This is a genomic window from Pseudomonas sp. Leaf59 (assembly GCF_920984685.1).
Taxonomy (GTDB): Bacteria; Pseudomonadota; Gammaproteobacteria; order Pseudomonadales; family Pseudomonadaceae; genus Aquipseudomonas.
Genome location: NZ_CAKLBR010000014.1, coordinates 126,683 through 138,529, shown reverse-complemented (window position 1 = coordinate 138,529; position 11,847 = coordinate 126,683). Strand labels below are relative to the sequence as shown.

General features: G+C 64.2%; 10 protein-coding genes. 2 read left to right on the top strand and 8 right to left on the bottom strand.

Annotation, left to right across the window (positions count from 1 at the left end; translation table 11 throughout):
* Positions 1–376: 376 nt before the first annotated feature.
* The 8 genes from LUB09_RS16200 to LUB09_RS16165 form a co-directional block, all read right to left on the bottom strand.
* Positions 377–1,552: an ABC transporter substrate-binding protein gene (locus LUB09_RS16200; protein WP_209989098.1), complete on the bottom strand. Its 1,176-nt coding sequence runs from the start codon at positions 1,550–1,552 to the stop codon at positions 377–379.
* Complete coding sequence (locus tag LUB09_RS16195; protein ID WP_209989096.1) at positions 1,549–2,523, bottom strand: CobW family GTP-binding protein; 975 nt, start codon at positions 2,521–2,523, stop codon at positions 1,549–1,551. The genes LUB09_RS16200 and LUB09_RS16195 overlap by 4 nt, the downstream gene beginning before the upstream one ends.
* Positions 2,520–2,816: a hypothetical protein gene (locus tag LUB09_RS16190; RefSeq protein ID WP_209989093.1), complete on the bottom strand. Its 297-nt coding sequence runs from the start codon at positions 2,814–2,816 to the stop codon at positions 2,520–2,522. The genes LUB09_RS16195 and LUB09_RS16190 overlap by 4 nt, the downstream gene beginning before the upstream one ends.
* Positions 2,817–2,829: 13 nt before the next feature.
* Positions 2,830–3,579: an SDR family NAD(P)-dependent oxidoreductase gene (locus LUB09_RS16185; protein WP_231423042.1), complete on the bottom strand. Its 750-nt coding sequence runs from the start codon at positions 3,577–3,579 to the stop codon at positions 2,830–2,832.
* Between the two features lie 78 nt (positions 3,580–3,657).
* Positions 3,658–4,419 carry an SDR family NAD(P)-dependent oxidoreductase gene (locus tag LUB09_RS16180; protein ID WP_231423041.1) on the bottom strand — a complete coding sequence of 254 codons (762 nt, stop codon included), beginning with the start codon at positions 4,417–4,419 and terminating at the stop codon, positions 3,658–3,660.
* Between the two features lie 10 nt (positions 4,420–4,429).
* Positions 4,430–5,770 (bottom strand): MFS transporter, encoded by a 1,341-nt coding sequence (locus LUB09_RS16175; protein WP_209989080.1) that lies wholly within the window; start codon positions 5,768–5,770, stop codon positions 4,430–4,432.
* Positions 5,771–5,797: 27 nt separating this feature from the next.
* Complete coding sequence (locus tag LUB09_RS16170; RefSeq protein ID WP_046384579.1) at positions 5,798–6,676, bottom strand: polysaccharide deacetylase family protein; 879 nt, start codon at positions 6,674–6,676, stop codon at positions 5,798–5,800.
* A gap of 11 nt (positions 6,677–6,687) precedes the next feature.
* On the bottom strand, positions 6,688–8,010 hold the full coding sequence (locus LUB09_RS16165; protein ID WP_209989076.1) for an amidase: 1,323 nt from the start codon (positions 8,008–8,010) through the stop codon (positions 6,688–6,690).
* A 312-nt stretch (positions 8,011–8,322) separates the two neighbouring features.
* Here LUB09_RS16165 and LUB09_RS16160 point away from each other — a divergent pair, with 312 nt between their 5' ends.
* Positions 8,323–9,312, top strand: a complete 990-nt coding sequence (locus tag LUB09_RS16160; RefSeq protein ID WP_209989073.1) for a GntR family transcriptional regulator — start codon at positions 8,323–8,325, stop codon at positions 9,310–9,312.
* Positions 9,313–9,421: 109 nt separating this feature from the next.
* On the top strand, positions 9,422–11,842 hold the full coding sequence (gene lon, locus LUB09_RS16155; RefSeq protein ID WP_209989070.1) for an endopeptidase La: 2,421 nt from the start codon (positions 9,422–9,424) through the stop codon (positions 11,840–11,842).
* The last annotated feature ends 5 nt before the right edge of the window (positions 11,843–11,847 follow it).

Sequence of the window (11,847 nt, the reverse complement as noted above, 5' to 3'; positions counted from 1 at the left end):
AATCTGCGCTTAACTGAACGGAAAATTTGTGGGCTTATTGTGGCGAGCGGGCTTGCCCCGCGTTGGGGTGCGAAGCGCCCCCAATCAAGCAAAACGCGGTGTACCTGATACGGCTCAGCGCCTGGCTCTGGGGCTGCTGCGCAGCCCAACGCAGGACAAGCCTGCTCACCACAGGGAATCTGCGCTTAACTGAACGGCATTAGGGCAAGCCCGCTCGCCACAGAGGTCCCAGTTTGCTGCACGACAGCGCTAAGTCGAAGACGTGGCGGAGCTTCCCACATTTTACGGCGTACGGCAGACAACCCCGGTCGGCTCCAAGGCCGCCGCGCTGCGGAACCCATACCCGCCATCACCCAAATAACCGATATACCCCCAATCAAGCCAACCGAGCCCGCATCACATCCCCCCACCGCCGCACCAGATAATTATGCTCATCCATCACCGAATTCCACACCGCAATATGCCCCATACGCTGCTCATACGCCCCCCCATCACGCACCTCCCCCACCTCGATCAGGGGCAGCCCGTCACTCCCCAGCAACTCCTCGCGCGCGGGCTTGCCGGCATACCAGTAATCCCATTCCGCCGCGCTCAAATGATCACGGCTGCGCGCCGGATTGCCAATGTAATAACCCTGCCGTGCCATCACTGCCCCCGGCCAGCCGGACAACCACCAATTGAGGTACGCATACGCCGCATCCAGCACCGGCCCCTGGGCGTGGCGCGACAGCGACAAACCGCCGAACCACCCGCGATAGCCTTCACGCGGCACCGCCAGCCGGTATTTCACGCCGGCGCGATGCAGGCGCATCAGGGTCGGCGACCACAGGCTCTGGATATCCACATTCGGGCTGAGCATCAGTTGCGCCGCCTCTTCATCGTCAGACCAGAACGCCGCGAAGTGCCCTGCCTTCTGTTTGCGCACGAGGATGTCAGCCAGCACATCGATCTCTTCAATGCTCATATTGCCGATGTCCTTGAAGCGCGCCAGGCCCGCGCCCTGCATCGCCAGCGCCGCGTCCAGCGCGCCGATGGCGGCATCGCTTTGCAGCGCGGTGCGCGCGCCCCACGCCGGGTCGAGCAACCAGCCCCAACTTTCATTGCCGTGACTGAACCCTTCGGGCACGCGCTCGGGGCGGTAGGCAAAACTGTCGGCGTTATGGGTCAGGGGGAGCATGCTGATACGCTCGGTCACGCTGCTGCCCAGGCTGCCATCGTGCTGCACGAACAGGCGCTCGCTGGGTACGCTGCCGCTGCCGAGGCGATCGTTGGGCGACAGCCGACCGCGCTTGGGCAAGTCGTTGATCTCGTGCCACAGCGCGATGCGCCGCGTATCGATAGGCTGGATCGCCCGCGCCGGCCACACGAAGTCGACGTTGTGGAACCACTGGTCATACAGGTCGTAGCTGTCGGGCTGCATCACCGCGATACGCTGGGCCTGGGCGACGTCGTGCACCTGATACACCAGGCGAATACCCAGCTCCTGCTCCGCCCTCACTCGCAGACATTCGAGCAGGGTCACCGACGTGCCGAGCACGCGCAGGGTGATCATGCCGCGAAACGCCGCGAGAACACGTCGAAGGAGCGCCGCAGTTGCGCAGGGTCGAGGCCGCGCAGGATGAACACCAGCCGCGACTGGCGGTCGCTGCCCGGCCACGCGGGCAGGTGCACCGGGGCATGCAGGCAGTGCTGCACGCCATGAATGACGATGGGGGCCGAGCTTGCGTTCACGTTGAGCAGTCCTTTGACGCGGAGGATTCGTTCGCCGTGGCATCTTAGCAGCATCGATAACCACACCCCGAAACCGACCCAGTCGAGCGGCTGTTCAAACGTGAGGCAGCACACTTGCGCGTCGCCGTGGGTGACGGTGGTGGCCTGATGCAGTTGCCAGCGGCGCACTTCCAGCGCCGGTTCAGCGCTGCGCAGACCTTCGCCGAGCAGCAACTGGTCGCCGCTGTGGATCGTGTGGGTGTCGAGGATCGGCGTGCCGGCATTGAGCGCCTGCAGGTGCGCGCGCAAAGGCGCGCAGTCGTCCACCAGGTCGGTCTTGCTCAGCAGCAGACGGTCGGCCGCCGCCACCTGGGCCAGCCATTCCGGGTGCAGGCGTTCCTGCAGGGCGGCGTGGCTGGCGTCGACCAGGGTGATCACCAAACCAATATGAAAACGCCCGCGCAGTTGCACGTCGTTGTTCAGGGTGGCGAGGATCGGCGCCGGGTCGGCCAGGCCCGTGGTTTCCAGGATCACCCGTTTGAACGGCGGAATGTCCCCGCGCTCGCGACGTTGCAGCAGGCCCAGCAGCGCGTCTTTCAACTCGCCGCGAATCGAGCAGCACACGCAGCCACTGGGCAGCAGCACGGTGTCCGGCGCGACTTCCTCCACCAACAGATGGTCGATGCCCACATCGCCGAATTCGTTGATCAGCAACGCGGTGTCGCCGAGGCTTTCACCTTGCAGCAGGCGCGTGAGCAAGGTGGTCTTGCCGCTGCCGAGAAAGCCGGTGATGACGTTAAGGGCGATGCTCATGCTGACTCCAGATGGTCGAGCAGGCGTGGATCAAGCGGGTCCAGCGGTCGTCCGAGCATGGCCTCGGCCGCTTGCCACAATTGATCCAGACCGCTCGCCAATGCCTGTTTGCCGGTGGCCCCCAGCAGCAGGTACGACGCGCCCTGGAAGTCTTCGACCTTGAGCCGGAACACCGCCAGTACCTGGTTGATCGCCGCGATCCGGCGCAGGCGTTCGCGGCGCCGGGGCACTTCGTCGCCCAGGGGGTCGCTCCAGTGCAGGTCTTCGCCGAGCAATCCGCAGAGTCCGCACATGGTTACACCCCGCTCATGGCATGACATCGCCGGAGTTCGGCCCGAGGGTCTGGCCGACGAACAGATTGCCACCCGGCTCGCTGGCCAGCAGCACGGCGGTGGGCGCCACTTCGTCGGCCAGGCCGAAGCGCCCCAGCGGCAGCTCGGCGGCCTTGGCGCGTTTCCAGTCGGCGCTGATGCCACCCACCAGCGGCGTTTCAATCGGCCCCGGGGCGATGGCATTGACCAGCACGTTGTCCTTGGCCACTTCCAGCGCCAGGGACTTGGTGAAGCCGATCACCCCGGCCTTGGCTGCCGCGTAGTGGGTCAACTCGGCACCGCCCTTGATGCCCAGCTGCGAAGCGACGTTGATGATCCGCCCCCAACGCTGCGCAAGCATGTGCGGCAAGGCGCGCTGGCTGGCGATGAACACACTGGTGAGGTCGACACGCAGCATGTCGTTCCACTGCTCGATGGACAGGTCGACGCAGCGCGCCTGGGTGAGCATGCCGGCGTTGTTGACCAGAATATCGATGCCGCCGAAATGTTCGACGCAGCGGTCGACGCTGGCCTGGGCGCCTTCGACGGTGCCCACATCGGCCACGCACTCGACTACTTCGGCGCCGAGGTTGCGGCAGGTGATCGCGGTTTCAGCGAGGCTCGCGGCGTTACGGTCGGCCAGCAGCAGACGGGCGCCTGCGGCAGCATAAGCGCGCGCGATGGCGGCCCCGATGCCGCTGCCGGCGCCAGTGATGACGGCGCGGCGATTAGACAGAGCGAGCATGTAAATTCTCCTCAAACAAACACAGGTCCCCTGTGGGAGGGGGCTTGCTCCCTCCCACACTTGGATAGAGTAAATCCCTCAGTCGGGCCAGCGCACGGTTAAACCGCCGTCGATGACGATGCTTTGCCCGGTCAGGTAACTCGACGCCTCACTGGTGAGAAACTGCACCAGCGACGCCACTTCATCCGCGCGCCCGACCCGCCCCAGCGGAATCGCCCGCGCCGCCCGGGCCAAACCCTCCGGCCCCAGCGAGTTCTTCGCGTCCAGCGACTGCGGCGTCTCGATCAGCCCCGGAATCACCGCATTGCAGCGAATGCCCAGCGGCGCCAATTCCACCGCCAGCGACCGACACAACCCCGGCACCCCCGCCTTGGCCGCGGCGTAATGGCTGTGCTCCTGCCAGCCATACACCCCGCCGGCAATCGAAGAAATCGCCACCAGCGCGCCGCCTTCCTGCATGTGGCGGGTTGCCGCGCGAAAGGTGCGCATCACCCCTGTCAGGTCGACATTGAGCATCTCGTCCCACAGCGTATCGGTCATTTCCAGCAACGGTGCGCGACGCAGCAGGCCGGCATTGGCCACCGCGTAATCGAGGCGGCCGAAATGCTGCACCGCCTGCTCGGCCAGGGCGTCGACCGAGGCGGTGTCGCCCACGTCCAACGCCAGCATCAGGCACTCGCCGCCGGCCCCCTCCACCTGCGACACGGTCATGCACGGGTCGTGCGGGTCGGCCGGGTAATACCCGCCGACCACCGCAACGCCATGGCGCGCATAGGCCACCGCGAGCGCCTGGCCGATGCCGCTGGCGGCACCGGTAATCACAGCCACTTTGCGACTCATCGATCACTCCTTACTGAACGGTTTCCGGGCGCACATGGCGTGCGGCAAACATCAGCACACCGGACAAAAAGCACGGCACGGCGCCGAACCACAGTGCGGCGGTCTGCCAGTCGCTGCCGGCGGACAACACCTGCGTGGCGCCAAACCCTGCGACCACTGCACCAATGGGGCCCATCGCGTGGATGATTGCGCCGCCGGTGGCGCGGATGCTGGTGGGGAAACTTTCACTGATAAAGAACAGCGCCGCCGAATACGGTCCGATCAGGAAGAACAGACCCAGGCTGTAAAGCCCGACCACCATCGCCATATTGCTCGGACCAAACAGCATGCCGGCGAACGACAGCCCGCCGAGCATCCAGCCCAGGCCGATGACGTTGCGGCGACCGATCCGGTCGCCCATCCAGCCGTGGCTGAGGTAGCCGCAGTAGCCCACCAGGTTGGACAGCACGAGGATGATCAGCGAGTTCTCGAACGAGATGTGGTGCACGCTGACAATCACCGAGGTGCCCAGCACGCTGAACACCTGGATCGCCGCCCAGTTGAGCAGCAAGGCGGCGCCGATCACCAGAGTGGCGCGACGGGCCGGGCCCCGGAAAGCCGCTTTCAAGCCGGCCTTGCTGTGTTCGTCATAGTCCACGCCGTAGGTCACCGCGACGTTTTGCGCCTCGGTCACCTGGCCGCTTTTGCGCAATTGGCTGATGCGCTGGTGAATCTGGAACTGCGGACTCTCCTTGAGTTTGCGCGCCATGATCGCAATGACGACGGCCGGGATGGCCGCGAAGACGAAGCAGCCCTGCCAGCCGATGATCGGCAGCAACAGCGCGGTCAATCCCGCCGCGATCAACGCCCCCACCGGCCAGCCGCCCTGCACCAGGCTGTAGATGAAGCCACGGCGCTTGGTCAGCCGTGGATCCTGCGAGGCGCCATACAGCTCGCTCAGGTAGGTGGCGTTGACGGTTTCCTCGGCATAGCCCAGGCCGCCCAGCGAACGGATCAGGATCAGCGGCGACTTGCCCCACGCCCCGCCGATGGCGGTGAGCGCCGAGCACAAGGCCGAGCCGGCCACGGTGAAGATGATGCCTTTGCGCCGGCCCAGCTTGTCGACCACCGGGCCAATGGCAAAGGCCACCACCGCCGTGCCCACTGCGACCCAGGTCGCGATCTGCGCCTGCTCCACTTCACCCCAGCCAAAGTGCCGGCCGATCTCCGGCAGCAAGGTGCCGAACAGGATGAAGTCATACACCGCAAACACCCAGGCGAAAAACGCGATCCAGGTGGCGAAACGTACTTCCTGGGACGACAGTTGCCGGGGTTTCCAGCCAGTCAGGTCAAGCTTGTTGTAGATGGACATGGGTCGCGCCTCAAGGGTGGGGTGAAATCAGGTTCGGGGTTGGCGGCGGATAAAGTCGTCGGCGATTTCGTCGAAGGTGACGAAGCGCACGCCGGCATGGCTCTGGATGTGTTCGATCAGGCGCTCGAGCATCAACAGCACTTGCGGGCGACCGGACACGTCGGGGTGGATGGTCATGGTGAACACCGCGTGTTCGTGTTCGCGGTACACCCAGTCGAACTGGTCGCGCCACATTTCTTCGAGGTGACGCGGGTTGACGAAGCCGTGGCTGTTGGGGGCTTTTTTGATGAACATCATCGGTGGCAGGTCGTCGAGGTACCAGTTGGCGGGGATCTCCACCAGGTCGGTTTCTTCGCCGCGCACCAAGGGCTTCATCCAGGTGTCGGGGTGCTGGCTGTAGTCGATCTTGGTCCAGCTGTCGCCCTTGCGCACGTAGTACGGATGGAAGTCGTTGTGCATCAGGCTGTGGTCGTACTTGATGCCTTTTTTCAGCAGCAGCTCGTTGGTCACCTTGCTGAATTCCCACCACGGCGCCACGTAGCCGGTCGGGCGTTTGCCGGTGACCTGGGTGATCAACTCGATGGATTTATCCAGCACGATCTCTTCCTGCTCGGCGGTCATCGCGATGGGGTTTTCGTGGCTGTAGCCGTGCACGCCGATTTCATGGCCGGCGTCGGCCACCGCTTTCATTTGCGCGGGAAAGGTTTCCATCGAGTGGCCGGGGATGAACCAGGTGGTGCGCAGGCCGTAGCGCTCGAACAGCTTGAGCAGGCGCGGCGCGCCGATTTCACCGGCGAACAGGCCGCGGGAGATGTCGTCCGGCGAGTCTTCACCGCCGTAGGAACCGAGCCAGCCGGCGACGGCATCAACGTCGACGCCAAATGCACAGAGGATGTCTTTAGCCATGGTGTGTCTCCTTAAATATTCAGTACGAATTCAACGGATAACGCGGCGCGCAACAGGCGAGCGTCTTCGCCGCTGGGGGCGCTGAGCAGCAGCCCGGTGGGCAGGCCCTGGGCATCGCGGCCGCTGGGCACGTTTACGCCGGGCATGTCGAGCAGGCTGCCGGGCATGGTCAGGCGCAAGGTGGCGAGGTTGGTGCTGACGAACAACGCGTCATCGGCTTCCAGCGCGGCCAACGGCGGCGCGACATGGGCCACGGTGGGGGTGATGAGGATGGCGCCGTCGAGGTCGTCGAGCAGTTGCTGTTGCAGCTGGCGGCGCGCGTCGGTCAGGTGGATCAATTGGCTGGCCGGCAATGCCCGCGCAGCTTCAAGGCGCCAGCGTACGCGAGGATCGAGGCGTTCGGCATCGGGGCTGTCGAGCAGCGCCTGGTGCAGGGCGAAGGCTTCGAAGGCGCCGAGCCAGCCGTGGTGTTTGATCAGGTCCAGCGTTGCCTGGAAGGGCGGGCATTCGCGCTCTTCGATCAGCGCCCCCCGGGCCTTGAGTTGCTCCATGGCGCGCAGCAGGTTGTTGCCCACGGCCGGTTCGACGTCCTGTTGCGCCAGCACAAAGCGCTGGCCCTTGAGGCTGCGGGCACTGTGCTGCTGAGTGCGACCATGCAGCAGGTCGTCGAGGGTCAGTGCATCGCGCACACTGCGGGTGAGCGGGCCGAGGCTGTCGAGGGTGTGCGCCAGCGGGAACACGCCGTCGCGGCTGTAGCGCCGGCTGCTGCTGCGGTAACCCACCAGACCGTTGAGGGCGGCGGGAATGCGAATCGAGCCTGCGGTGTCGGTGCCCATGGCGATGGGCACGATACCGGCGGCGACGGCCACGCCCGAACCGGACGATGAACCGCCGGGAATGCGCGGCTGATCAAGGCCATGGGGATTGTGCGGCGTACCGAAATGCGGGTTCAGGCCCAGCCCCGAATACGCCAGTTCGCTGAGGTTGGTCTTGCCCAGGCTGACCATCCCCGCGCGGCATAACAGGCCGACCACTGGCGCATCGAGCAGAGCGGCCGGCGCATCGCGGCGGTAGGCGGCGCCCGCCGTGGTGACGCTGCCGGCGACATCGAACAGGTCCTTCCAGGCCAGCGGCACGCCATCGAGCCGGCTCAAGGGCTGCCCGGCACGCCAGCGCGCGGCGGCGGCTTCGGCTTCGCGGCGGGCGCGCTCGGTGCTCAGGCTGATAAACACCGAGGGTGAACGGGCGGCTTTTTCGAGCGCCTGTTCGAGGGCTTGCACCGGGTCGTTACGGCCGCTGGCGAAATCCTCGGCCATTGAGGTGGCGTCTGACATCGGGATCAACCTCATAAAACGTACATATTAATAAAATATACATTTTATAAAGGCAGCTTTCGTGCCAGTCTCTGCATCGGCCTTTGCGCTTTCACAGCATAGCTGCGGGCTAGAGGGTGTGCGGAGCGATAAAAATACTGGCGCAGCCCGCCCCAAGGGTCTTGAATGAAATGATGTATCTTTTAGTAAAAAGTACATTTTGGTGCAGAAAGGTAACACCAGCCCCAAAACAGCGCCGCCGACGTGACGCAGAGTGACAACTGCATCTATGAGAGAATCCGTCGCCCCGTCCTACAAGGTCCCGAGAAACCGATGAAAGCAGTGTCCACCCCGGCCTCCCGTTACGCGATGATTCACCAGGTATTGCGTGACTCGATCGTCAACGGCACCGCGCGTCATGGCCTGGTATTGCTCGAAGCGCCGCTGGCCGAACTGTTCGGCACCAGCCGCGTACCGGTGCGCAAGGCACTGGACCTGCTGCACGCCGAAGGGCTGATCTGCCGCTTCAACGGCCGGGGTTACCTGATCAACCCCGACGACCTGGCGATAGAGCCGCTGCGCCTGCCCCTGAGCCATGCGCACCTGGGCCTCAACGGCGAGGCCGAGTTGGTGGACACACGGCCGCTGGGCGAGCGCATCGTCGAGGACATCGGCGCGGCGCTGTCCACCTGCATCGCCTTCGGCCATTACCGCCTGGATGAACAGGCCGCCGCCGAGCACTTCAAGGTCAGCCGCGCGGTGGTGCGCGAAGCCTTGATGCGCCTGCGCGACCGTGGCCTGGTGGAAAAGGAGCCGTACTCCCAGTGGCTGGCGGGCCCGCTGACCGCGCGCGAAGTCACCGAAGACTACGAACTGCGCGCGTGCCTCGAGCCCGAGGCGTTGCGCCAGAGCGCGCCGAACCTCGACCGCGAGGAACTGCAGGCGATGCTGCAACGGGTGCTGGCAGCACAGGACAACCCTCAATGCAGCCTGCAGGCCATCGAGCAGATCGAGGAGGACTTGCACCAGCGCTGCCTGGCGGGTCTGCAGAACCGCAAGATGGCCGCGCTGATTCGCCAGGGCCAGAGCCCGATGATCATCAGCCGGATTTTCCATCGCCTGCTCGGCATCGGCGCCGACCCGGCGATGCTGGCCGAACATCGCCTGATCCTGGAATTGTTGCTGCACGGCGCCGTGGATGCGGCCGCGTTGAACCTGCGCGAACACCTGCAACGGGCCAGCCAGCGCATGTTGCAGCGTTTGAAAGTGTTGTCGGTACTGCCGGAACAGCCGATTCCGGCCTACCTGCACAAAATCAGCTGACGGCGTCACGCCGGTTATTTTATGCAATATGTTGCTATCGCCGCCGCGCCATTGAAACCCTCGCTGCCCCGCCCCATCTAAGCACCATACTTCCTTATGCAGGTGCCCCATGAGCGACCAGCAAGATTCCCCTGATTACGACATCAACGATTACGCCGATCCCGAAAACGCTGAATCCGCTTCGTCCAACACCGGGCTGGCGCTGCCTGGGCAAAACCTGCCGGACAAGGTCTACATCATCCCGATCCACAACCGCCCGTTCTTCCCGGCGCAAGTGCTGCCGGTGATCGTCAACGAAGAGCCGTGGGCCGAAACCCTGGAACTGGTGAGCAAATCCGATCACCACTCCCTGGCCCTGTTCTTCATGGAAACCCCGCCGGAAGACCCGCGCCACTTCGACACCTCGGCCCTGCCGCTGTACGGCACGCTGGTCAAGGTGCACCACGCCAGCCGCGAGAACGGCAAGCTGCAATTCGTCGCCCAGGGCCTGACCCGCGTGCGCATCAAGACCTGGCTCAAGCACCATCGCCCGCCCTATCTGGTGGAAGTCGAATACCCGCACCAGCCGAGCGAGCCGACCGATGAGGTCAAGGCTTACGGCATGGCGCTGATCAATGCGATCAAGGAACTGCTGCCGCTCAACCCGCTGTACAGCGAAGAACTGAAGAACTACCTCAATCGCTTCAGCCCCAACGACCCCTCGCCGCTCACCGACTTTGCCGCCGCGCTCACGTCGGCCACCGGTAACGAGTTGCAGGAAGTGCTGGACTGCGTGCCCATGCTCAAGCGCATGGAAAAAGTGCTGCCGATGTTGCGCAAAGAGGTGGAAGTGGCGCGCCTGCAGAAGGAGCTCTCCGCCGAGGTGAACCGCAAGATCGGCGAGCACCAGCGCGAATTCTTCCTCAAGGAACAGCTCAAGGTCATCCAGCAGGAGTTGGGCCTGACCAAGGACGACCGCAGCGCGGACGTCGAGCAATTCGAGCAGCGTCTGGAGGGCAAGGTGTTGCCCACCCAGGCAAAAAAACGCATCGATGAAGAACTGAACAAACTGTCGATCCTGGAAACCGGCTCGCCGGAATACGCGGTCACGCGCAACTACCTCGACTGGGCCACCTCGGTACCGTGGGGCGTGTACGGCAAGGACAAGCTCGACCTCAAGCACGCGCGCAAGGTGCTGGACAAACACCACGCCGGGCTGGACGACATCAAGAGCCGCATCCTCGAGTTCCTCGCGGTGGGTGCTTATAAAGGCGAGGTTGCCGGCTCCATCGTGCTGCTGGTGGGCCCACCGGGCGTGGGCAAGACCAGCGTCGGCAAGTCCATCGCCGAGTCCCTGGGCCGGCCGTTCTACCGCTTCAGCGTCGGCGGCATGCGCGACGAGGCCGAGATCAAGGGCCACCGCCGCACCTACATCGGCGCCCTGCCGGGCAAGCTGGTGCAGGCGCTCAAGGATGTGGAAGTGATGAACCCGGTGATCATGCTCGACGAGATCGACAAGATGGGTCAGAGCTTCCAGGGCGACCCGGCCTCGGCGCTGCTGGAAACCCTCGACCCGGAACAGAACGTCGAATTCCTCGACCATTACCTCGACCTGCGCCTGGACCTGTCCAAAGTGCTGTTCGTGTGCACCGCCAACACCCTGGATTCGATTCCCGGCCCGTTGCTCGACCGCATGGAAGTGATTCGCCTGTCGGGCTATATCACCGAAGAAAAAGTCGCCATCGCCAAGCGCCACCTGTGGCCCAAGCAGCTGGAAAAAGCCGGCGTAGCGAAAAACAGCCTGACCATCAGCGACGGCGCCTTGCGTGCGTTGATCGACGGCTACGCCCGCGAAGCCGGGGTGCGCCAGTTGGAGAAGCAACTGGGCAAACTGGTGCGCAAGGCGGTGGTCAAGTTGCTGGATGCGCCGGACTCGGTGATCAAGATCGGCAACAAGGACCTGGAAAGCTCACTGGGCATGCCGGTGTTTCGCAATGAGCAAGTGCTGTCCGGCACCGGTGTGATTACCGGCCTGGCCTGGACCAGCATGGGCGGCGCGACACTGCCGATCGAGGCGACGCGTATCCACACGCTCAATCGCGGTTTCAAGCTCACCGGGCAGTTGGGCGAGGTGATGAAGGAGTCCGCTGAAATTGCCTACAGCTACATCAGCTCCAACCTGAAATCGTTTGGCGGTGACCCGAAGTTCTTCGACGAAGCCTTCGTGCACTTGCACGTGCCGGAAGGCGCCACGCCAAAAGACGGCCCTAGCGCGGGCGTGACCATGGCCAGTGCGCTGCTGTCGCTGGCACGCAACCAGGCGCCGAAAAAAGGCGTGGCCATGACCGGCGAACTGACGCTGACCGGGCACGTGCTGCCGATTGGCGGAGTACGCGAGAAAGTGATTGCGGCGCGGCGCCAGAAAATCCATGAGCTGATCCTGCCCGAGCCCAACCGTGGCAGTTTCGAAGAGTTGCCGGAGTACCTGAAGGAAGGCATGACGGTGCACTTTGCCAAGCGCTTTGCGGATGTGGCCAAAGTGTTGTTCTGATCGTT